The sequence below is a fragment of the Paenibacillus rhizovicinus genome (genome assembly GCF_010365285.1).
Classification (GTDB): Bacteria; Bacillota; Bacilli; order Paenibacillales; family Paenibacillaceae; genus Paenibacillus_Z; species Paenibacillus_Z rhizovicinus.
The window spans coordinates 4,081,533-4,105,588 of the sequence record NZ_CP048286.1 but is presented as its reverse complement, the minus strand read 5'-3'; the positions used below and the strand labels follow the sequence as shown (position 1 = coordinate 4,105,588).

Here is a 24,056-nt window from a genome sequence, read left to right as displayed (position 1 = left end):
CCCTGTAAATGAAAAAGCCCGAGGAAAGAGAATCGCTAGGATTCGCTTTCGCCGGGCGCTATGACGAGTATGTATTCCATTAGCTCCGATCCATAATGCGGTAAACGGACGCTGCGGAAGTAGGCGCTTTCGTAGGTTCTTTCGTTTCCTTCTTCGCCGGCGGGTTCGGCCGTACCTTATCCACCTCTTGAAGCAGCTTCGCTCGGCACCCCTCGCACTTGTTATGCTCGCGGATCAGAGTGCCGCACATCTCGCACGGATACATCAGGTTCGGCGCGCCGATCAAGGAGATCCGGCCCTCTTTAATAAATTTCGTAATTTGTTTGATGCTTACGTCCGTTGCGCCGGACAATTCCGTAATGGTGGTGCCTTTATTTTTGCGGAGGTAATCCGAACAAAGCATATATTCGTTGTCGATGGCTTTAATGCATACTGGGCAAACGTCACGGAAGTTCTTCGCAAATAATTTCCCGCAGCGAGGACAGTTATCGAGATCCATCATTCATGCTCCCTTCCAAGTGGCCGATTGTGACTTCATATTAACTCATTAACAGACAAAATTCATCCTTTTTTTTGGACAAGTTCGAAGGAGGCAGCCGATTGAAATAACGCTGTCAAGCTTGTGGTAGATTGTCTGATATTGGGGATGTTGTGCGCAAGTTGCTAACGATAAATCAGCAGTCATTGGATGATTCCTACGTGAACGGGTCATTGTTAGTCGAAAGGGTCACCATGGACGGGCCGGCGATAAGTGAAAGAATCGTCATGAACGAGCAATTGAAAGCGAAAGTAAAAGGAGCATTATGAACGCGCAAGGGTTACGCAGTAGATTTCGATCGGCACGGCAGGCGCCGCCTGCTTCATTGCGATTAAAAGCGTTTCGGCGCATGCATTGGCCGTGCTTCCGGTCGTATAAATATCGTCCACGAGAAATAGCCGGCAGCTGACGGGGGCAACTGTGGAAGGGCGTTGTTGGATCATCGACTGAAGCAGATGCGTCATCTCGGCAACGTCAGCCGCGAACAGATGAAGCGTATCGCGAAGCCTTGCGCCGCGCGTCTTGAGACTCTGTTTGTCTGAATGCCGCGTTCGCCGCAAGACGTCCCAGAGCGGGAGCTCTTCGGACGCAGCAAGACGGGCAGCCAGCCGTTCCGCTTGGTTGAACCCGCGTTCGAGCAGCCGGGATTCGCTAACGGGCACGGGAACGACGGCTTCGAAGTACTGCGGGACTGAATTGTGATTGTGTCGTGATAATTGGGCCTTCAATCCGCGAAAGGCAATTATCAGCATGTCCCCGAGCAACGGCTCAAGTGCTTGATGGCCGCGATATTTGTAGAGTGCCAACCATTCTCGGATCGCTGCGTCATAGTGTACGGCCGAACGGTTGGCAATGAAAGCCGCTTGTCGGCGGCGGACGCAATCGGGACAGCGCTCCGGGCGTCCGCACACCGGACAGTAGACGCGTGTGATCCACGGAATCGCGCGATAACAGGATTCGCATAAGGCGCCGAACTGTCCGGGCTGCTTCGAATCGCAGCGGTTGCCGCATATTAGGCAGCCCCGTGCCCGTTTGGCTAGCAGCGCCGTGAAAGAGGGAATTATGTGCCGAATCGTTTGCCAAATGCCATCTGCAGCCATGTTTCGCTCACTTCCTTTCCTTGTCGAGAAGATAGCCTTGACGCTTCGCAATCCGGTTCATGCCTCGAATTTGCGCAACCGCCGATTGCTGCGCGCGCGTCCGCGCAGATCCGCAGAAATAGACGTTACCGGCTGGATCGTCTTTGGATCTGCCTGCCCGGCCGGCCATTTGGATGAGCGAGGCGTCATCGAACAGCTTGCCGTCCGCATCGAGAATGAACACATCGCTCTTCGGAACCGTCACTCCTCGCTCAAGAATGGTTGTAGTGACAAGTAAACGGATTTCGCGCGCCCGAAATCGCATGACCTTGCTCGCACGGTCGTGATCCTGCGATGATGTGCCGCCGATCGTTATCGAAGGGAAAAGGTGCCTAAGCTGAGCGGCGAGCGGCTCAACGTCCCGGATCTGCTGTACGAATACGAACAGCTGGGCGCCGCGTTCAATGGATCTGCGGAGGGACAGTGCAAGACGGCGCGGCAGACTTCGCTGCTTAAGCAGTTTGCGGACGGGCGGAATTCGGATCAGGACCGGGACGGGGAGCGGATGCCTGTGAAAACGGACGGGAACGCGTACATGCGCGAGCCGGCCGAGCCTGGCTTCCATGCGAAGCGCAGCCGGCGGCGTTGCGGACAGCAATACGTGCACGCCATCCGGCTTGCGTACGTTCTCCGCGGCATAATGCAGCATTGGGTCGCCGTGATAAGGAAAAGCATCGATCTCATCCACGATGACAAGGTCGAACCCTTCTCGGAACCGAAAAAGCTGGTGCGTCGTGGCGAGTGTTATTACGCCTTGCTCCCATCGCTGCTCGCTGCCGCCATAGAGCGTAACTACGCTCGCATCCGGGAAAGCTTTGCGGATACGAGGGTCCAGCTCCAGTACGACGTCCCTTCTTGGCGTGGCAATTAACGCTCGGCCACCACGGTCCAGGCAAGATTCGATGAGCGGAAAAATCATCTCGGTCTTGCCCGCTCCGGTTACGGCCCATAGCAGAAATCTGCGGCGTGCTTGGCTGCGCGTTTCGGAGGCGTTGATGTAAGCGAGCGCCGCTGTGGCTGCCGCCGTTTGGGCGGGGCTGAGGCCCCAGTGGGTTAGATCCGGGGTGATGGCAGCGGCGCTGCCCCGGGCCGGCGGGCCGGTGGGCGGCTGGGTGGCCGAGTTAGTGATGGGGCCGCTGGCACCATGGGCTGGCGCGGCAAAGCTGGCGGCATCGTAGCGGGCTGCGCTAGCCGGCGCGGCATTGTGTGCCTGGGCGGCGGATTGGGCGGCTATTCCGCTAGCCCCATGGGCTGGCGCGGCAAAGCTGGCGGCTCGGCCGCGGGCTGCGCTAGCTGGCGCGGCATTGTGCGCCTGGGCGGCGGATTGGGCAGCGGATTGGGCGGCTATGCCGCTAGCCCCATCAGTTGGCGCGGCAAAGCTGGCGCCACGGCCGCGGGCTGCGCTAGCTGGCACGCCATTGTACGCCTGGGCGGCGGATTGGGCGGCTATGCCGCTAGCCCCATCAGTTGGCGCGGCAAAGCTGGCGACATTGCCGCGGGCTGTGCTAGCTGGCGCGACATTGGCCGGCGAGCCAAGAATGAGCAGGCCGCACTCCCGGCTGCGGCCCATCGTGAGGCACGCCTCGCAGTACGCGCATGCGCGGCCGCACGCGGCGCATGGCGTGCGGCGCATGCGCGCCGTGCCGCTGCCGCAGCGCTGGCAGCGGAGCCGCGGGCGCGGCCTGGCGCCCAGCGCCGACCGCCACCGCAGCAGCCGGGGCTGCGGCTGCGGGGCGACCGCGCCGCCTAGGCGCAGCCGGCCGAGCAGCGCGGCCAGCTGGAGCGCGGGAGCCCACGCGCTCCAAGCAGGCGCGGCGCCGGCCGGCCCGGCCGCGCCCGCGGCCTCGAGCAGGGCGAGCGCTTCGCTGCTGAGCAGCGCTCGGCCCTGCAGCAGCGCAGCGGCGCGGCAAGCGCGCGCCGCCAGCGCCCGTGCCCATGCGGGGCCGTCGCCGGGCTCGGCCCCGCGAAGCACATGCTCCGCATGTGCCTCCGGCTGCCGCGGAACCGGCAGCCCTAGGCGGGCGTCGCCCGCCCAAACGTTGTCGATCAAGCGCGACAACGTTTGCTCCATCCGCTTCGCCGGCATGGCTTCGCCCGGCCAGCGCGCCGCCACCTGCAGCGCGTGCCCTAACGGCAGCGGCTCCGACCACGCGACAATCCGATCGACCTCCGGTCTCTTGTGCCTCTTTCCTTCCTTAACAGCGAAGTCCCCCGAGCAGAGCTCGTCCCACCCCGAATCACTGCTCACACTTAAATAATCAATCGACTCCTCTGCCGCCTCCGCTTCTTCCCGAAAACGCGGATTCAGCCAATACGCGTAATCAACCTCCGGAGCAATCGACCAGCCCGCCCACGAGTTTGCTGGCGTTCCGACAGCATAAACGATTACTTTCATCCCCAAAACCTCCTCTACATGAGAGCTTACTCTCACTCGCTCCTGCTCTTGCCCTTGCCACTCACCGAACAAACAAAAAAACACACCCATCGCTGCCTTGCGGCAGTCATACGGGTGTGCTTCACACGTCTGTTCATTCAATTGGACTCATTATACATCGCCCTCACCATTACAAGCAATCCCGCTTCCGCAGCATTCATCCCGTTCCATCCCAACGCTCCCACAGCGCCTAGCTCTTCCGGTCTCTCCACAGAGTTCCCTCACACTACTATCCGCTCCGCGCCTAGCTCTTTCGGTCTCCTCACAGGTCCCCTTCACGCTGCTATCCGCCACAGCGCCTAGCTCTTCCGGTCTTCTATCAGCCCCGCGCCAACTCCCACGCTCAAAAAGGCAGCTTCGACAAATCATCCGGATTCTGCAAATCGATCAGCACGGCATGCTCCTTCGCGGATACCACGCCCTCCGCCTGCAGCATCCATAGCAAATGCATAGGCTCTACCGGCTTGCTGTGCTTTACCGCCTTGCTGTGCTCTACCGCCTTGCTGCTCTCTACCGCCTTGCTGCGCTCTACCGCCTTGCTGCGCTTAACCGCCGTTCCCGCTTCATCAGCCGGAACGCCATCGCTTCCATCCTGCTCGCCCATCCGCCAACGCCAAATCGCGCGTAAACGTTTCCATTTTTCAGAGCGTCCATCCGCGGACGACGCCTGCTCTTCAATACTCGCTCCGGCCTGAAGCTTCGAGGCCTCTTCCTGTTCAACCTTCGCATTCAGCACCGGCAATTCTCTTGCCTTCTCCACGCTGTCCTCTTGCCCGCTTTCAACGCCCGAATGAAACTGCACGTCCATCCCGCGCCTCGCAAAAACCTTCGCGATGCTCAGCGTATCGTCCTCCGAACCATTGTCCACAACCGTCACTTTCACGTCCGTACCCGTCAGATGCGAGAATCGGCGCAGCGAACGCATATACCACTCCATCCGCTGATCCTCATTGCCTGCAATCAGTACGTAATGCTTCACGCTTCGCGCCTGCCGGCGGCGCATAACCGATAAAGCGTAAATGACGGCGGCAGCCAAGACGTAACAACCGACTATCCACAGCAACGCCGTGATCAAAGGCAGCCACCTCCTTTTTGTGACAGCATATGCCGTGCAGCGCCCAGAGGTTACGGTCATTCATGGACAAGAGAGATGCCTATTTTATCGGTCTTCCCGGTCCATATTCATCTCCTGCGCTTGCCCCGCCATCCTCCCCTTCTTACCTCCCGCCCGAATGCCAAAAAAAGGACCCCCGCAACAATACGGAGGCCCTTCTCGTCCTTATGTATACTTGATTTATACTTGCTTAAAGCGTCACCCAGCCAAACTTGATCGAATGAATAACGGCTTGCGTACGGTCGTCCACTTCCATCTTCTGCAATATGCTGCTGACATGGTTTTTGACCGTCTTCTCGCTGATAAACAGGAATTCGCCGATCATCTTGTTGCTCTTGCCCTCCGCCATGAGGCGAAGCACTTCGGCCTCGCGGCGCGTCAGCGGGTTGTCCTCGCTCGGAATGAATTTCACGCCGGTCTCGCGCGCCGCCGCCGCTCCGGACGTTGCGCCGATCTCGTCGAGGTACGTCATGCGGCGAAGCTGGTTGATGAGCTTGCCCGTTACTTTGGGATGAATGTACGCATAGCCGTTGACGACTGACCGAATCGCGTTCGCCAGCGCCTCCGCCTCCATGTCTTTCAAGAGATAGCCGCTCGCGCCCTTGCGAAGCGTCTCGAAGACATAGCTTTCATCATCGTGGATGGAGAGTATAATGACTTTTACTTCCGGAAAAATATCGCGAAGCCGTTCTGTAGCCACCACGCCATTCTCGATAGGCATATTAATGTCCATCAGTACGACTTCCGGTTTGGTCTGATTGCAGAATTCGAGCACTTGAATGCCATCGTTACATTCGCCGATGACTTCCAAATCATCTTCCATATTGAGGATCCGCTTAAGACCTTCGCGGAATAGCTGATGATCGTCAGCGATCAATACTTTGATTTTGCGTTTACCGCTAGCAGCTTTGATTTCCATCGTCATTTACTCCTTTCTAGATTCAGCGTTGATGGGGATATGAATCGTAATCTTGGTTCCTTGATTGATAGCGGATTCGATCTCCATCCTCCCTTCGAGCAGTTCAACCCGCTCACGCATGCCGATCAATCCGAAATGGACGCTGTTCTTGACCTTAGACTCGATCTGATTCGTATGAAATCCGACACCATTGTCATTAACGACAATTTTCACCATTTGTACCTGATAGGTCATTTCGAGAGAGACAAAGGTCGGATTCGCATGCTTGAATGCATTGCTGAATGCTTCCTGTACCATCCGGTATACCGCAGCTTCCATCGCCGAGGGCAGACGGATTTCTTTGCCGATCGTGTCGAACTTCGTGCGAATCTTGCTTTTTTCTTCATAATCCTGAATATATTTGCGAAGGGTTGGCACAAGGCCCAAATCATCCAATGCCATCGGACGCAGGTTGAATATGATTTTGCGTATTTCTTCGATGCCTGAACGTACCTGACTCTTCAAGTCTATTAATTCGTCCTGCACGATTTGAAATTCCTGCTTCATCAGCATCCGTTCTGCAATTTCCGTCCTAAGCACTATATTTGCGAGAGACTGGGCCGGACCGTCGTGAATTTCCCGGGCGATCCGTTTCCGCTCTTCCTCCTGGGCCAAAATAATCTTCAGCCCGATCTGCTGACGGTTCTTGGCGGACTCCAGTATGCGCGTTACCTGATTCAGATCCCCTGACAGATACTCCAGGACCACATTGATTTTGGAAGCGATCGATTCTGCCCTCTCGATCGATTTCTCGACATTGCGGACCCGCTTCTGCAAGTCGTCGCGGCGGGTCTTGAGATACGTTTCCTTCTCGCGGAACATCATCAGATCCAATTGAAGCTGCGTTGCCTTCTCGTATGCGGCTTTGATGTCTTCTTCTTTATATCGGACGAAATCCCGGCTAACTTCAGTCAACCGGATTCTCGCCCTGCGATAATCCAGCTCGAGCATATCGACCTTATCGATAATCGTCCCGGCCTCGGTCAGCACTTGGTTCAATTCTTGGCCAAGAGAAAACATTTCCTTCCGCGCAGATTCGCAAATTTCAAAAATCTGATATTTGCTATCCTCCATGACGGAGACCGCATTTTTAATGACTCGATCTATATCCTCTACGCGATACTCCATGCTCTTCCAAGCCTACTTTCTCCATGTTCTACTACTTCTATCATAGCACAGATTTGATCGCAGGCACCCATATCATTCCACGGTAATCGTGCCCAGTTTGCCGTCCCAATTGACGACTAGGCCTAATTGCTCGGAAACGAGGCGAATCGGGACGAGCGTCCGTCCGCTGCGGGTAATCGGCGCCACGTCGGACTGTTTGCGCACGCCGGTGAGCACGAAGTCCTTGCTTCCGACCACCATCTCCAGCAGTTCTGCTCCGCGCAGCACGGAAACGCGCTTCAGCACGGCATCCCAACCGATCTGCGCGCCCATGGCTTCCGTCACGAAACGCAGCGGGAGGTAGGTCGTACCGTTCAGCAGCAGCGGCGCCACATCGAGCTGATACGGCTTACCGCCGACGGTCGCGTTCTTGGATCCGAGCTTCAAGTCGATCCGCGTCCGCGCCGGCTCCGGCACGACTGCCGGATATTGGAACGAGACATTGTCGAAGGCGAGCGTCCCGGTCAGCAGGCGTTCGTCTTGGCCGTCTTCCAGCGAAGCCACATAGAGCCGCTTCAGCGTTACAGGAGCCGTCATGCCTTCCGCTGCCAGATTGACTTTGATCGTCTTCCAGCCGCTCCAGTCCACCTGCTTGGCGAGCGTGATTAAATGCGAGGCGCCTTTGCCGTCGATAAACTCCGCGCGCACCCAGTTCAAGCTTTTATCGCCCATCACGTCGATCGTCATTCCGGACGGACTTCCGTCCACTTTGCGTCCCGTGCCGTTCAGTACGGCATAGGCCGCCTTTGTCCCGCTGCCATTCGTAAAATCATACTGCAGCTGTACGACGCTCGAACTATTCGAGCCCGATAGTCCCGACACGATGGAAGTCGTTCCAACTACACCATTCGTACCTTGGAACGAAATTGGATAGGTCTGCCTCTCGAAATCGTCGAATTTTTTATCTGCGCCCGCAGCCAGCACCGCCATCGAAGAGAAGCCGTCATAGCGTGCGATGGCATAACCGGCTTGCGCTGCTGGATTAACGGTACCGATCGTCAGGGTGCCGTTGTTCACCGTTCCCGTAAAACCGCGGAACTCCCACTTGACCGAAGAAGCCGGCAGCGTAAGCTTGCGGCCGTCCTTCAGCGTAACTTGAACGGGCAGCGCCATCGACTTGCCCTGCTCCAATACAAGCGAGCTGGCGTCTACCGTCATGGAAGCAATGTCAGCGCCGCCGATAACTTCAACGGCGAGCTTGTCGCTGACCGTGCCGGATTTAACGGAGATCGTCGTCGATCCCGCTTTCGTCGCCGTAAATGTATTGCCCGAGAAGCTGCCGAGCGCCGTGCCGGCCGTCCATACCGGCTTCAATTGGCTTGGATCGATCGGATTATAAAACGTATCGTACGCCTTCATCGCATACGCGGCCTGCTGGCCGATGAACAGCACGCTGCTGCCGCTTGCTTTGATCCCCATCAGCGCGCCGGAGGGCGCTGTCGAGAAGACGCCTAGGCCGTTCGCTACAAGGCGCTGCGTCGTGCCGTACTCTGTCGGGAATGTCAGCTGGGTTGCCGTCTCTCCAAGCGGACGCGATATCATCGTCGTGGAACCGCCCCCGTCGAGATTCATGCCCTTCCATACGCCCAGCTGTACCATTATCTGCTGCAGCTCCGCGAGCGTTACGCCTTGGCTGTGATCGCTGTCCTCGACCGTAATGATGAGCGCCTTCTTGCCGTCCTTCGTATACCCCAACGCCGTGCGTGCACGATCGGAATTCGGACTGATGCTGCTCGGATTGCGGGAGTAGGCTGCCGCAGCGCCGCCGTCGACCAGAATGGTATGGCCGCCGATCAGCATTTGCAGGGCATCCGGGTTGATTTTCTGCCCGGTAGACTGCGCGATCAGATTGTAAGCGGCCGTTACCTTCGTCCCCACCTGCAGATGCGCGCGCGCAAATTCGGCCGCTTTGCCATGCGTCCGCAAAATATAGCCGTCCGCCGGGATGCTGCCCGAGATCATTTTATTGTCCGCAAACTGCGTCACGATGCCGTTCTGCACGAGTACTTCCGTCGGCGTCGTGGAGCTGTCGCTAACGTCCGGTCTCGTCTGGGTCCAGGCGCTCGTGTAGATATGCATGGTATTCGCATGGCTGTAAGCATCGTTCGGCTCCGTCTTATAAGCAGCCTTGTTGATACCGGAAAGGGGGAAGACCGAACCATCGGCCGCGGTTACGTTTCCTTCGAAACCATAGGTATCGATTGTCGGTTTATGATCGGCCGTTAAGGCGAAGGCGTACATGCCTGTCAACTGAGACGGGCTCGACACCAGCTGGCCGCCGGTTACTTCTGCGCCGATCGGGGCGCCTTTGCCGTTCGCCGTATTGAAGTAATCTCCGTTAACGCCCGCAACCGCCCCGGAGTTGCTCACCATGCTCCCGACGGAGCCGACGCCCGAGACCGAACCCGTCTTGCCGTTCATGACATCGAGCTTCACGTACGGATTCGTCAAATCCACCTCTATGACATGCACGGCCGACGGCGTCGCCCCCGCCTTGCTGATCCAGCTATAATCGACACGTTTCGCGCCGGACGTAATCATTTCCTGGCTGGTCACGGCCAGCTTCTTGACTGCCGCTTGCGTGACAGCCGCTGTTGTCGCCGCTTCGTTCGCAGCCGCAAAGGCCGGCACTGCAATCAGAATCGGCTGCACGAGCAATGAAGCTCCGAGCGTCCATATGAGCAATCGTCTGCCGTTTCTTGCCGGCATCCGTTTCATCTTGTGTTCATTACGCATCTCTCTAGCAACTCTCCCATCACAAAGTCTAGTTAGTTAGACTATGAAACCGCTGGAAAAGTTACGGATGATAGAAGACTCCTATCAACATCTTTCGACCGACAAAAAAAAGCTATCCGCGTCTATTCGACAGGATAGCCCTTTTCCTACTCACTTGCATCATTCTACTAGATATCCAGGAAGCCTAGGTAATTAAGCAGCCGCTTCACCATGACTGCCGCCTCTGCTCGCGTTGCTTGGTTCTTGCCGCCGAATGTCGACGACGTCTGACCGTTGATGATCTTAGCCTGGACAGACTTTGCCACATCCGTCTGCGCCCAAGTGCCGATTTTGCCGCGGTCGCTGAACTTCTTCAGAATGTCGGCGGCCGAAGTGCTCAGCGAAATTTGAACGCCTGCCGCGCTGGCCGCGCGAATCATCATCGATGCCATCTCTTCACGGGTGACCGGGTTGTTAGGCTTGAAGGAACCGTCCGTCATGCCTTGGACGATGCCGGCCGTCGCCGCTGCGCCGATATAGGCAGCCAGGCTCGTGGACGTGTTCACGTCCTTGAACTTCGCCGCTGCCGCCCGGTCGCCGGTAAGCCCCAGCCCTTTCGCGATAAACATCGCGAACTCGCCGCGCGTAATCGCCTTGTTCGGCGCGAAGGTGGTCAGCGTATTGCCTTCCACGATGTACTTGTTGGCAAGCAGTAGAATATCGTTGCGGGCCCAGTGGTTATTCAAGTCGGTGTAACTGGTGGCGCCTTTCATGACCGCGTATTCACTGTTGCCTTTGCGTTTGAACGTAATGACGGACTGGTTATTCACTTGCTTCACTTGCGTCGGTACGTAGGACAGCTTGCCGGACTGCGGATCCAGCCATACGACTGCCACTTGGCGGCCGTCTAAGCTTGAAGCCGTCGTGATCGTGCGCGTCACGTAACCGTTCAAATTCTCGACGGTCTTCGTCTGACCGTTGTTCGTTACGGACAGCTGGAAGCTGATCGGGTTAACGAGCGTTTGCGCTCTCGCGATACTCAGCTGCGTGTTCAATCCGGTTGCAAGCGAGCTCGCGTTGGTATCGATCGAGACGATCAATTGGCCGACAGCGCTGCCAGCATTCATCATTTGCGCCAGCTGCATGAAATTGAGCGCGCTGAGCGGAATTTCGTACGTGACCGATTTATAGGCCACCATAATAGAGGCATTAGAGGTAAGCTTCTTCACATCCTCCAGTGCGCCAAGAGGCAATGCCACTACAGCCGCGTCTTCCGAGTCCGGAACGGTAAAGACGACGCGCGGAGCCATGCCGCTTACGGAGCGTATCGTATTATAGGCGTTCGTTACCTTCTCCGAGGACAAGGCATACTGATGCACGGATTTGCCGGAAGGCGATACTGCCGATGACGTAGTTGCGGCCGATGTTTTAAACAATAATCCGCCGCCTTCTGCCGTGTCGAAATCGCCGCTTGCGTTATCCGCCCATGTCGTCTGGTTGGCCGCTGCTGAATCGGTGAAAGAAGCCGGCATTACGCCAGAGGTCGATCTCGGGCCGTATCCCGAATTGCTGTAGGTAACCTTGACGGTATCGCCGATATTAACCGGTGCCGACAGCGTCAACACCACCGCGGAGCCGCTGACCGCCGTATTGAGAATCAGCCGCGATGCATCGTTTACTTTGACAGCGAACTGGGATCCGGAAGGAACATAGCTCGTATTTAGCGCCGACGAGAAGCTGAGCGTAATCGTGCTGCCCTTGGCGATGATGCCATACAGGCTGAGTGACGATGCACTCCCGTTATTCGCAGGCATATTGCTGAAAGCAGAGGCGGCATTCCCGCCCAAGTCCGACAAGGCAGGCGATCCCACGACATAGGAGACGAGTACGGAATCTCCTGCGGACGTTGCGGACGAAAGCGTGAGATACACTTGCGCGCCGCTTACGCTGACGCTGCTGACTGCACGGCTCGATCCATTCACGGTCACGTAGTATGCCGTTCTTGGCGGTGTAAGCGACGGATTCAGCGCCTCGTCATAACCGAGCGTGATCTGATATCCGGAAGCCGCTACCGATTGCAGAACCGGCACCTTCTGATCTTGACCGTTCTGAATATAGAACTCGTTGAAAGAAGACAGCAAATTCCCAGCCAAATCCTTGAGTGCATACGACGAACTGTAGTTATAGTAGGAGACCGACACCGTTTGTCCGAATGTCGCTGCCGTCCCGCTGTACGTCAGGAATATAATATTGCCGGAACTGGAGATGCTAGTGACGGTTCGGGAGGACCCGTCAATCCTCAACGAGAACAGCGAATAAGCATAGGAACTGGCCGGAGTCAATTCTTCGCTGAAGGTTAACAGAACCGAATTGCCGGTGATCGACCCATTGACTTGGTACGGCGCCGTCGTATCCGCGACGTTCGTAACGTTCACATTGGAGAAGCTGGCAGCCGCGACGCCGGACAAGTCTTTGATCGGCGTCGTTCCAGCCGTATACGAAACTTTGACCGTCTGACCGTAAGCGACCGCGCTCTGCAGCGTCAGCGTCACGACTTGGCCGCTGATGGCCACGCCCGTCACCGAGCGCCCCGAACCGTTCACCGTCACGTAGAAGTTTGCAGCCGACGGTATCGCAGCTTCATTGAGGTTCTCGTTGAATGTAATTCTGATCATCGTCGTACCGACCAATTCCGCTTTCGAAACTGTCGGCGCGCCCGTCGTGTTGCTGGACGTCCGGAATGTCCACTGGTATTGATTGAGAATGCCGTCAAAAGCATTCCCCGCTAGGTCGGTTACCACGCCCGCCCCCATCTCGACATAGTAATCGGTGCTAGCCGTCATTGTACCCGTCACTGTAATCAGTAGTTTACGATTGTTTGTTGGGTCGATGGATAACGTCGTCGGGAAGCTGGTTGTGCTGCCGGATACCCGTTTAATGCTGATCGCCGATGAATTCGTACCCAGCATGATCGGTTCGCTGAAAGTCGCTTCCAGCTTGGCGCCTTGCAGCGGAACGTTCGTCGCTGCATTGGCCGGCAATTGCAGGACGAGCGTCGGCTTGACCGTGTCCGATGTCACCGTGAACCGCCACGCGTTACTCCCGCTTGCGCCGGAGATGCCGGCATAATAATTCCCCTTGGCATCGGAGAATGCTTGTCTATCGATCTCGACGTAATATGTCGTATTATTCGTATACGACTTGTTGACATTGGTAACCGTGATCTTCGCTGTTCCTCCGCCAGTCACGCTTGAAGACGTTACTGGAATGCTCGCGAATAACGCACCGGACGGATAGGAACGAATCGTAATATTCCCTGTTCCCGGATAGACCGGCTCGGAGAAGTTCAACTCCAAGCTTGGCGTCAGTGTCGCCTGCGTATTTAGGGGCTTGCGGTCAGCGTCAATTAACGTCGGAGGCGTTTGATCGTTGCCGGGATCCGTACTGAAGCCCCATGCCCTTGCATCCGAGATGCCTTGATAAAGCGAGTTCGAGTCTGTTGCGGATTGGAAGGCGTTTGTATCAATCAGCACGTAGAAACTCGTATTCGCAGGCAAACCGCCAGTCGGCGTTATCGTCACATCGGTTCCATCGCCGTTATTGACGTAAGTTACCTGACTTGCGTCCGTTACGCTGATCTGGCGCACGCTGGAATTGTCAGAAACTTTGTTAATCCAGATATAGCCCGCGTTCTTTGCGACCTTGCCAGGGAATCTAAGAACCAGCGGCGCGGAAACGCTGACCCCGTAGGCGCCATCCATTGGTGACAACGTTGGTGTGCCAAGCGGCGGCGGCGATGTCTTAAACTTCCACGCCGGCGCGTTAATGAAGGAATTATCGGCCGCATCTTTGAAGGCACCGTCCGGTATAACGACGGCATATTCCGAATTGCCTTGCAGCACGTTCGGCAGCGTAACCGTAATCGTCGAAGTCGAACTGCCGCTAACGCTCGTCGAATTGACGCTGATCGCCTGAGTATCCGACGATTTTAATGTATTGGTAACCGTAATGATTCCGCTTGCCGCGTAGACCGGCTCGCTGAAATTCATCGTAAGCTTCGTGCTTACGCCAACCGTATCGTTATTGGCCGGAACGAGCGGTGTTGCGTTACTTAAGACCGGCCTCTCCTTATCTTCAGCAGCCGTTCTGAAGCTCCAGTCCAATGCGCTCGTCAGCCCGAGAAAATTACTGTTATCGCTCTCGCTGACGAATGCGCCCGGATCAATGGTCACGTAGTAACTGGTATCTGCATTAAAGTTGCTGCTTGGCGCAATCGTGACCACGTTGCGATTATTGCCAGTCCCGATGACGACATTGGTGCTGCCGGCAGCATCGAAGGATTCGACGAGCGCATTCGTCAATTGCTTATGAATCTGTATCGTCGCGCCGCCCGTTCCTTTCTTCACGTTCTGATCAAATGTAATGACAAGCTTGGCATCCGTCCGCACATTCGTCGCGCTGGCCGACGGAGACTTGCTTGAAATAACCGGCCCGGCGGAGTCAGCCTTGACCGGAATCGGTTTGGCGATCAACCCGCCCACGACGAATTGAAGGACCATTATCGCTGCAATGAAGAATGATACCCATCTGTGATTTCGGACCACAATTACCCACTCCCTAATTAAAGACACTCGTACTTTATTTTTCGGCTGGAGGACGCTCGAAATGAATACGTTACCGCAAAAATCAGCCTGCTAATTAGGGAGCTTCTCAATGCGTTTAACGTTCAGAAGACACGAAAAAAGACCACTCCATTAAAGGAGCGGCCTGTATGGCGTTCTTCATTGTCTTAACGAAGCGCGTCGGATTTCAATTTATCTGCTTTGTCCACGCGTTCCCAAGGAACATCGATGTCCGTACGGCCGAAGTGACCGTAAGCAGCCGTTTTTCCGTAGATCGGGCGACGAAGGTCAAGCATCTTGATGATGCCTGCAGGACGCAGGTCGAAGTTGTTCTTGATGACTTCTACAAGCACTTCCTCGTCGACTTTGCCCGTGCCGTACGTATCCACGTTGATGGAAACCGGATTTGCTACGCCGATTGCGTAAGCCAATTGGATTTCGCATTTGTCCGCAAGGCCAGCGGCTACGATGTTTTTGGCAACGTAACGTGCTGCATAAGCTGCGGAACGGTCGACTTTTGTAGGATCCTTGCCGGAGAATGCGCCGCCGCCGTGACGAGCGTAACCGCCGTACGTATCAACGATGATTTTACGGCCAGTCAGACCGGCATCGCCTTGAGGACCGCCGATAACGAAACGGCCTGTAGGATTGATGAAGTATTTCGTTTCTTCGTCAAGCCATTCTGCTGGAACTACAGGTGCAATGACATGCTTGCGAATGTCCGCTTGGATTTGCTCCAGTGTTACTTCTTCCGCATGCTGCGTGGATACGACGATCGCATCGACGCGAGTCGGTTTGCCGTCGACGTATTCAATCGTTACTTGCGTTTTGCCGTCCGGACGCAGGTAGTCCAACGTGCCGTTCTTGCGCACTTCGGACAACTGACGGGAAATACGGTGCGCGAGCGCGATCGGAAGCGGCATCAGTTCAGGCGTTTCGTTCGATGCAAAACCGAACATCAAACCTTGGTCGCCAGCGCCGATATCTTCGTTCTCTTGACGAACGTCTACGCCGTCACGGGATTCAAGCGCAGCGTTAACGCCTTGCGCGATATCCGCGGATTGCTCGTTAAGCGACGTCAAAACCGCGCAAGTGCTGGAGTCGAAGCCGTATTTTGCACGCGTGTAGCCGATTTCTTTGATCGTGCGGCGCACGATTGCCGGAATATCGACATAATCCGCACTGCTGCTGATCTCGCCGATAACAAGCACCAAGCCTGTAGCGACGGATACTTCGCACGCTACGCGTGCATATGGGTCAACTTCCAGAAAAGCATCCAAAACCGCGTCAGAGATCTGATCGCATATTTTGTCGGGATGTCCTTCCGTTACAGATTCAGACGTGAATAGATGACGTCCTTTTAACGACATGATACCTCAACCTCCTGCAACTCGAATTTCTAAGTATGATGCATAATATGCACATTTTGCTGGGACTCTATAAGAAATCGTCGTCCCATACGGGATCTAACGCTGAACGTTTCGATTCCAAGGTGAAACGGTGTCGCCGTCTTATAACGGCTAGTGAGTTTCATTCCGGAGAAATCCAGGGGTAGGAATAAGTAAATCTTGGATTCCAAAAAATGAACCTTTTCCGATGTGGAAAAGGTCTCATTAAGAACTCTCTAAAACAGTATGATACCGAATCTGTCGCTTGGTGTCAATGGATGACAGTCTTTATGGGCTTGGCTTTACAGACCTTTTAATATTTGCTCCGCCTGCTGGACAAGCCTTCTCGTGATGTTGCCGCCAATGAAGCCGGCATCCCGCGTAGCGATCTGCGACCAATTGACATGCGCCCCGCCGCCTCCCGACGTACCGCCCAATTCTGACGCAAATTCCGTATCGGCACCGCCTGCGGAGCCACCGGACATTAAGCCCAGCTCAGCTGCGATTTCGTACTTCATTTCATTCAATGCTTGAGCACACTCAGGAACGACCTTGCGATTACTTCTCGACATCGTAAGCACCTCCTAATGGGATGCTTGTATTGTGTGCCGATGACAGACATTCGAAGCGGATAAGTTGTTGTCAATCCGGGTAAAAATAACTACTATTGCACGAGAAGCTCATATTTGCCGCGTACCATCACGGTTAACCCCGTCTTTTGACCAGGAGCGGGCGTAACGCCTCGACCGCCGCGCGGGAATAAGATGAAATGATTATTCGGGACCGGCTTGCCGTTCGTAATATCCACTCCGTCCGTCAAATCCGATATGCCGTTGCTGTCTGCGCTATAGACCACGGCTTTTCCCGCACGAACGATGAACTCCGCCCCATCATCCGCGATTAAGAACTTACCAACCGGTACGGTTACCACTTCCACCTGCTGACCCTGATCAGCTTGTCCGCCGGATTGTTTACCAACCTCGGCTTTAACCAAGTCAGCTACTTGTTGATCAATGTAGCTTTTCGTAACGACCGGGTCGTTAATGGAGCCTGGGGTAACAGAAGTACTGTCTCCTTCTGCCATCGTCGGTATCTTTAATCCGACCCACAATGCGGCCCCCACAACTGCAACTGAGAGCGTCAACTTGTATCCATTTAACCTCACGCGTTAGTCCTCCTTGCCTCTCTTCATCTTGCATTTGTCATACTAGACTTATATCGGCATGTGCCTCTGTTTTCATGAAAAAGAGCCGACTGTTTCATAGCCGGCTCTTCTCAGGTTTAGGTTTGGATGCGGAATTCTTAAGGAGTCGTCGTAAACCAGTTCATTTCTTTGCTTGCCAGCAGCAGTTTGCTATTTTGGAAGACGTCGTACACATTTACTTTATACGTGTCATAGTGCAGGATTTTGGATTGAATTGCAGTATCGTTGTCGAACGCGATCGTTAACGGGCTATCCTCGGTCTCTACCAGTACTTCATCATTAGCTGCGCCGGTTAAGAGAGAGAATTGCTTGGAATAAGTCAAATGGTTATTATCTTGATTCACGAATTCAACCAATAGCTTATGATCGCCAGTAATGACTTCGTAGTCGTTGTTTTTCGCTAGATTATAATCCAACGTCATTTTCAAGCCGTTAACATCATACTGACCCGCAACGCTAAGGAAGGCATTGATATAATGCAGTCCGAGCGTGTATCCGGCAAATTGGATTTTTCCGAGGTCGGAGCTTGTTACCGGTGCAGACGCGCTTAATGGATAGGAAACCATATTTACAAGTACAGGGTTTGCCGCAGGCGTGTCCGTATCTCCTGTTCCAGATCCGCTACCCGATGTTCCAGTACCGCCAGTTCCGCTATTACTGGAAACAATCGATTGGCCCAAAATCAAATTATACGACGACGTATCGAAGCTCTTCGGAATCTCTGCATATGCGCTGAGCAGAGCTTTGCCGCTTGGCGAAAGCTTGTCTTTCACGGTCGCGAACTGAACCGGAATGACAATGCCTTTCTTATCGACGATATAACCGCCTAGTGGCGCAATTGCCGCAGATCGCATTTCGTTATTGACCGCTTCGAATTCTGCGTAGAAATTATTTTTCGTTGTACCGTTGAAAACGGCCGTACGCAGCACGTTAACGGTGGAACGTTTGCCAATGCTCTTGATTAAGTAAGAGTCTTCCTGCTTTTTGAACGGAATCGCACTTAAGCTTTGCGCATTGAATTGATAGAGCTGTTTGCCTGCTTTATCCTGCACCGTCTCCGTGCTCACAAACGTGATTTTATCGATCGCAGTCGTGTACGGAATTTCGGAGTAAACAACGAAGTCCGCGGAGGCGCCAGGACCGATCGTTACCGAATCATCCAGGGCAATCGCCTTTTGCTCCGTGCCGATCTTCACGCCGTTCACCATGAAATATCCGCCTAGTGCCGGAACCTGCTCGGCTGCCGTGCTCCTGTTCGTCACCGTAAACGATGCCACAAGCATGTCATCCTCGCTCGACGGCGCGCGTTGAATCGTGTTCAGCTTCACAGCAAAATCATTGTAGATAAACGATCCGCCTAACGAGCCTTGCTGGCTCGCAGATTGAAGCGTATACGTTCCGACATTATACGCTTTATCTTTATCCGTTGCTTGCGTCTTCACGACAAGCTTCGCATTCGTTAAATTTACGGTCGAAGGGATTTGTCCGGACAGCGCAAAGGTTTTCTCGATTTTCGGAAGCAGTTTACCGTTATCATCTTTCGTGTAAGACAGCGGATAGTTGGTGCCGGACGCCGTCACAAGGAAATAGTCCAGTGCCGGATCGGCAATCGCGACCGTTCCGTTATTCGTCATCTTAAACTCTACCGAAACATCTTTGCTGCTCGTCCCCTGGGAGACGTAAATTTGACCAGCCAGCGTATTAACTGGCGTATTCGATAGCGTGACCGATTGCGATTTGCCCACTCCAGCAGCCTCGGCATCTACCGGATTTTGAATGGTATACATGCCAATGATATATGCATTTGCTTTATCCGATGCTTGGGACCGCACGACAAGGCGCGCATTCGTTAAGCTTACGTTCTTAGGAATCTGTCCGGTCAGCGTAACACTGGTTTCAATATTCGGGAGCAATTTGGCATTATCCACTTTCTCATAGGACATTGGATAACTTGTACCGGAAGCAGTGACGATATTGTAATCCAACGCTGGATTATCGACCGCGACCGTGCCGATATTCGTCATTTTAAACTCCATTGAGACGTCTTTGCTGCTCGTCCCTTGGGAGACAAACACTTTATCTGCCATTGTATTGATTGGCGAATTCGTCATGTAAACCAATTGCGACTTACCCACGGCCGCGGCAGCCACCGGACTTGGAACCATATACTTGCCGATGATATAGGCACTTTCTTTTTCAGTCGCTTGGGATTTTACGACAAGTTTCGCATTCGTTAAATTGACATTCGACGGGACTTGTCCGGTTAACGTCACGGTTTTCTCGATATTTGGAAGCAGCGTGGCGTTATCTTCTTTCATATAGGACAGAGGGTAGCTTGTACCCGATGCAGTAACGATAAAATAATCAAGCGCCGGATTCGCAATCGAGGCCGAGCTGATATTCTTCAACTTAAATTCCATCGAAATATCTTTACTGCTCGTCTCTTGGGATACGAATACTCGACCTGCCGTCGTATTGACCGGCGTGCCCGCCATATATACCATTTGCGTTTTGCCAGCCGCTGCTGCGGCCAATGGTTTCATTGCTGGCAAGGAGTAAAGTCCGAGTGGCAGCTGAAGTTTACTCGCTTCATCGTTCTGCGCGACTAAGAGCGACAGCGGCTTTCCGGCAACAGCCAGCGGAATGGTTGCACGCAGCGTCACGATTTTGCGTTCATTCGGCTGAATGGTCATTTGATCCATACCGGAAGCGGTCACATTATATTTGGAGAAACTATCCGTCTGTACAAAGAAGTTCATCTTTGACAGATCGCTAGATTGGAAGCCAACATTCTCTACGAGAAGGTTTACGACCAAATACGCATTCGTTGCATCGGTTGTTATGTAAGACTGTTTAATTGCACTGCGAATTTTATTGTTATCGTAAAGCATGACTGCAGCTTTATAAGGTGCAATTCGATCCGTTCCATTCGCGGGATAGGCGATATTCCCCAATACTCGCTCATAATCCGCCGCCGAGAAATCCCATTTCACGACCTGGAACGTAAGGTCGGTCAGCTTGGTTTGGCTGTCGACTGTCGTGTAATAGGTTAAATATTGCGTAGATTTGGCCGGAATATCTTTGATGTCCTTATCGGCATCGATAACCGTTGTCTTAAAAGACTTGCCTGACTTCGTCTTCACGCGAAGCCAATAATCGATCAAATCGAGCGAGGTATTCCCGTTGTTGGTAATACTTACCGAATACACGAGAACCTTGCCTTGATTCTGCATCGTCAGATGTACATCTCTAATACTTAAGTACGCCGATGCGTTCAGTTTGACGATCTTACTGGAAATCGAGTTCGTCGTCGTACTTGCCGCAGCCGAAACCGGCGATACGGAGAAGTCGACATTCTGAAACAATAAGGCCGAACTTGCTAATGCCACTACCCCGAGCTTAACCCACTTCTGTGCCACGAACATCCCTCCAGATATCTAATACTCTAATAGACGCTTGAATGATTGAATTAGTTTCATGCCATTCTTCTTTTTTGAGTATAGCGCTCTGAGATGAAGGGGATATGAATCTATTTGCATAGCATAAAAAAAGCAGACGAGGAAATCCTCGTCTGCTTTTCGTGATGAGTTAATGATTAAGCATTTGTTACAAGCACTGCAGTGTCTTGTACGCCATTGGAAGTGATGTACGTGATTGTTGTGCTTGCGCTCGCTGTAGTAGCTGTGATTTCTTTAGTAGCTGCATCATACGTAGCGATGTTGTCTGTGAAGAGAATCAGACCGTTTGGATTCGCGATTACGATACCGTATTGGTCTTTTACAGTTACAACAGGCGTTACAACGTCATTAACCGTTGTGTACTCGTCTTTGTCGAACTCAACAGTTTTAGCAACTGGAGCTTCTTCGGATACCGTTACTTCTTGATCGGACACTTTCGAGCCGTTGTAGTATGCGGATACCGTTGCTTTACCAGCTTTAACGCCGGCAACAGAAGTACCGTTTCCTGCTACAGTCAGAACGTTAACATCCGAGCTCACTACGAATGTAGGAACGTTGTTAACCAGTGCTACAGTCGTGCCGCCAGCTGTTTTACCAACAAGCGTTACGGCTTTCTCATGACCAACTACTTTAGCAGCGTCAGAGTTGCCATAGAGCGTGGCGATCGTGTCGATTGCGTAGGATTTGATGTCGCTGGATTTAACGACAGTTACATCGAACGTGTAGTCAGCAATTGCTACTGCTTTACCGTCTTTATCCACATTGCCAGCAATGTTGGATTTAACAGTGATTGTAGCAGTACCAGCTGCTACGCCAGTCAACTTGCCGTTAGCTACGGATACGATGCCGTTGTCGCTGGAAGTAACCGTTACACCGCCAGTGATATCAGATACGCGACCATAGTTGTCTTGGATCTTGATTTTAGTAGCATCGAAATCGTTGGATGCGCCAACTTCATACGTCGTTGCAACGTCGTGGATGCTGTCCACTGCCGTATACCATTTAGCCGGTTGTACGGAGATGCTAACTGGGTTAGCTTGAAGTACGCCGTTAACGTATACGTAGATTGTAGTCGAACCTGTTTGTGTGAAAGTGAATTCCAATTCGCCTTTAGCGTTTTTAGTAGGAACTACTGGTACGCCGAATGCGTTGAAAGTTACTTTGTCAGCAGTGATGTTCGCGTCTTTAGCCGCGATCGGAGCGCCGAATTGGTCAACCGCTGTGAAAGGAAGAACAACTTTCTCGTTTTGAACGATCAACGAGCCGGAGTTGCCCAGTTGGAACGTGCTGATCGCTGCGCTAGCGTTAACAACTACGGAAATCGCAGCATTTGCACCTGTAGCAGGGTTAGTTACTGTCAGGTATACTGTACCGGACTTCAGCGCGTTGAACTTAACTACGCCGTTCGAATCAACTTTCAATTCTTTAACGATAGCTGCGTCGCTGGAGTAGAATACCAGACCAGCTGCGGACTTCGTGTTAGCGGAAAGGTCAATTGTAGTGTTGATTGGCAGTTTAACCGCTTTGCCATCCGCATCTACCATGGACAGTGGCAATACGTATCCGTCTTTAACGACGATGCGCGAATCGCCAGTTTGCGGTTGTACTTGACCCAAAGTAATAACTGTAGCTGCGCTGCCGTTCGTGATTTTCAGAACTTTGTTAGCAGACAGACCAGCCGATGGCAATACAGCCGTGACAGCAAAGCTATCGCCGATCTTGAACTTCGTGCTGTCGCTCAGATCGATAGTGTTCGTGTTGCTTGCAGCGGAGAAGCCGCTCGTGATGTCAACAGCCGTGATTTGCGGCGACGAAGTGTACTCTTCACCGAATTGGTTGTAGACTTTCACGCCCAGATCTTGGTTAGCTGCGTTTTGGATCGAAGTTGCGCCGATGTCGATTTTCTTAGGACCTTCAGCTTCAACTTTCAGGTTGATAGCGTCGCTGCCTTTAACTGTCAGTGCATAGTCACCAGCTGGCAGGTAAGCTGCCGCCAGAACTGCGGATTGACCGTCAGCCGCGAACGTTGCTGTTACAGGGAATGTAGTAAGGCCGGATTTCAGCTCGTAAGTCAGAGCTTTTTGGTCAGCAGCGGATACTGCTTGGTTGAACTTAACTGTTACTTTTTTAGCGCCTGTTTGTGCTGCTTCAGTCGCTTTCAAAGCTGGCAGTGTAACTTCAACTTCGTAGGATTTGCCGTTGTAGTCTACGGATACTTTAGTAGCTACGCCTGCAACCAGTGCAGTTGTCAGTTCTTTCTTAACAACGCCAGCATCGGAGAATGTTACTTCGATGTGAGTAGCGTCAACAACTTTAGTGGAAGCTACAGTTGCTTCTGCTGCGCCTTCAGCGAGGTCATAAGTAACGTTTACCAACAGGTCGCGAGTTGCGTTTGTTTGGTAGGAAGGAAGCTCAGGAAGAAGGCCGGCTTTGATTGCTGCTGCAACATAACCTTTAGCCCAACCGGATACTGTACCAGCAACTTCTGCGTCAGCGATTGGTTCTACACCAGCAACCAAGTCAGCTACTTTAGCGATTTGCTCGATCGATACTTTACCGGATGGAACGAACTTGTTGTTGCCCATGCCGTTCATGATTTTCGCTTCAGTTACAGCGCCAACGAATCCAACTGCCCAGTGAGTAGCAGGAACGTCCGTGTAAACTTTTGCTGCAGCTGCGTTCTCTTCCAATTGGGAGAGTTTCGTAAGTACTTTCGCGAACTCAGCGCGAGTCATTTCTTTGTCAAGACCAGCATCGCCACCTGGGTAGCCGCTGAAAATACCAAGCTCTTTAAGAGCGTCAAACTTTTGTTGCGAAGTAAGGTCCGTTGCTGTTGGAGCTGCTGCGTCAGCGAATGCTACCGATGCCGTAGTCAGCGTCATTGCTGCTGCTACTACTAGAGATAAACTTTTTTTCATAACCTTTTTTTCTCCTCCTCTAAATACCTTCGGTTCTTGAGAGTTTTGTTTAGAATATTGTTTGCTCGTTTGTCTCATTGGCCGATTCACCCCCTTTCACGAGTTGAGCATGATTCGTATAATAATGTCTGCAAAAAGTGACTCCTTGTAGGAACTTGTCGCAGAATCTTGTAAACAAAAATAGACAAGAAAAAAATGGTAGGGTCTAAACGCCACTTTAACATTATACAATGGGCACCTACTAGCGTAAAGAGCAATTTCACAAATCATACCAAGCTCTATTACCCGTAGCTACAGGTTTCTAACTGCCATCGTCATGTAATTAAACGCACCGGTTTCGAAAAAGTTGCGCTGTCGATTAAAAAACTTTTAAAAACTTTTCACGACATGCTTCTTTCGAA

At 53.2% G+C, this 24,056-nt stretch carries 13 protein-coding genes; all 13 read right to left on the bottom strand.

What is annotated here, in order from left to right:
* Positions 1-79 precede the first annotated feature (79 nt).
* The 13 genes from GZH47_RS18390 to GZH47_RS18330 all read right to left on the bottom strand — a co-directional run bounded on the left by GZH47_RS18390 (position 80) and on the right by GZH47_RS18330 (position 23,733).
* Positions 80-499: a flagellar protein gene (locus tag GZH47_RS18390; RefSeq protein ID WP_225446556.1), complete on the bottom strand. Its 420-nt coding sequence runs from the start codon at positions 497-499 to the stop codon at positions 80-82.
* A 302-nt stretch (positions 500-801) separates the two neighbouring features.
* On the bottom strand, positions 802-1,638 hold the full coding sequence (locus GZH47_RS18385) for a ComFC family protein (RefSeq protein ID WP_162642442.1): 837 nt from the start codon (positions 1,636-1,638) through the stop codon (positions 802-804).
* Between the two features lie 7 nt (positions 1,639-1,645).
* Positions 1,646-4,072 (bottom strand): helicase-related protein, encoded by a 2,427-nt coding sequence (locus GZH47_RS18380; RefSeq protein WP_225446123.1) that lies wholly within the window; start codon positions 4,070-4,072, stop codon positions 1,646-1,648.
* Between the two features lie 382 nt (positions 4,073-4,454).
* Positions 4,455-5,186: a glycosyltransferase family A protein gene (locus GZH47_RS18375; protein ID WP_162642441.1), complete on the bottom strand. Its 732-nt coding sequence runs from the start codon at positions 5,184-5,186 to the stop codon at positions 4,455-4,457.
* 229 nt (positions 5,187-5,415) lie between these two features.
* Positions 5,416-6,144 (bottom strand): response regulator, encoded by a 729-nt coding sequence (locus GZH47_RS18370; RefSeq protein WP_162642440.1) that lies wholly within the window; start codon positions 6,142-6,144, stop codon positions 5,416-5,418.
* A gap of 6 nt (positions 6,145-6,150) precedes the next feature.
* A complete protein-coding gene (locus GZH47_RS18365; RefSeq protein ID WP_162642439.1) occupies positions 6,151-7,311 on the bottom strand; it encodes a sensor histidine kinase in 1,161 nt (386 codons plus the stop codon).
* Between the two features lie 72 nt (positions 7,312-7,383).
* Positions 7,384-10,086: a stalk domain-containing protein gene (locus tag GZH47_RS18360; RefSeq protein ID WP_162642438.1), complete on the bottom strand. Its 2,703-nt coding sequence runs from the start codon at positions 10,084-10,086 to the stop codon at positions 7,384-7,386.
* A 167-nt stretch (positions 10,087-10,253) separates the two neighbouring features.
* Positions 10,254-14,669, bottom strand: a complete 4,416-nt coding sequence (locus GZH47_RS18355) for an Ig-like domain-containing protein (protein WP_162642437.1) — start codon at positions 14,667-14,669, stop codon at positions 10,254-10,256.
* Positions 14,670-14,854: 185 nt separating this feature from the next.
* A complete protein-coding gene (gene metK / locus GZH47_RS18350; protein ID WP_162642436.1) occupies positions 14,855-16,057 on the bottom strand; it encodes a methionine adenosyltransferase in 1,203 nt (400 codons plus the stop codon).
* Positions 16,058-16,377: 320 nt separating this feature from the next.
* Positions 16,378-16,647: an alpha/beta-type small acid-soluble spore protein gene (locus GZH47_RS18345; RefSeq protein ID WP_162642435.1), complete on the bottom strand. Its 270-nt coding sequence runs from the start codon at positions 16,645-16,647 to the stop codon at positions 16,378-16,380.
* Positions 16,648-16,739: 92 nt separating this feature from the next.
* Positions 16,740-17,240, bottom strand: a complete 501-nt coding sequence (locus tag GZH47_RS18340) for a hypothetical protein (RefSeq protein ID WP_162642434.1) — start codon at positions 17,238-17,240, stop codon at positions 16,740-16,742.
* Between the two features lie 137 nt (positions 17,241-17,377).
* Positions 17,378-20,698 (bottom strand): hypothetical protein, encoded by a 3,321-nt coding sequence (locus GZH47_RS18335; protein WP_162642433.1) that lies wholly within the window; start codon positions 20,696-20,698, stop codon positions 17,378-17,380.
* A 176-nt stretch (positions 20,699-20,874) separates the two neighbouring features.
* On the bottom strand, positions 20,875-23,733 hold the full coding sequence (locus tag GZH47_RS18330) for an S-layer homology domain-containing protein (protein WP_162642432.1): 2,859 nt from the start codon (positions 23,731-23,733) through the stop codon (positions 20,875-20,877).
* Between the last annotated feature and the right edge of the window lie 323 nt (positions 23,734-24,056).

What these genes read in the sequence shown, in the direction of transcription:
- GZH47_RS18365 (WP_162642439.1), bottom strand. Translation starts at nt 7,311, where the DNA reads ATGGAGTATCGCGTAGAGGATATAGATCGAGTCATTAAAAATGCGGTC.
- GZH47_RS18370 (WP_162642440.1), bottom strand. Translation starts at nt 6,144, where the DNA reads ATGGAAATCAAAGCTGCTAGCGGTAAACGCAAAATCAAAGTATTGATC.
- GZH47_RS18345 (WP_162642435.1), bottom strand. Translation starts at nt 16,647, where the DNA reads ATGTCGAGAAGTAATCGCAAGGTCGTTCCTGAGTGTGCTCAAGCATTG.
- GZH47_RS18380 (WP_225446123.1), bottom strand. Translation starts at nt 4,072, where the DNA reads ATGAAAGTAATCGTTTATGCTGTCGGAACGCCAGCAAACTCGTGGGCG.
- GZH47_RS18360 (WP_162642438.1), bottom strand. Translation starts at nt 10,086, where the DNA reads ATGCGTAATGAACACAAGATGAAACGGATGCCGGCAAGAAACGGCAGA.
- GZH47_RS18330 (WP_162642432.1), bottom strand. Translation starts at nt 23,733, where the DNA reads ATGAGACAAACGAGCAAACAATATTCTAAACAAAACTCTCAAGAACCG.
- GZH47_RS18390 (WP_225446556.1), bottom strand. Translation starts at nt 499, where the DNA reads ATGGATCTCGATAACTGTCCTCGCTGCGGGAAATTATTTGCGAAGAAC.
- metK (WP_162642436.1), bottom strand. Translation starts at nt 16,057, where the DNA reads ATGTCGTTAAAAGGACGTCATCTATTCACGTCTGAATCTGTAACGGAA.
- GZH47_RS18385 (WP_162642442.1), bottom strand. Translation starts at nt 1,638, where the DNA reads ATGGCTGCAGATGGCATTTGGCAAACGATTCGGCACATAATTCCCTCT.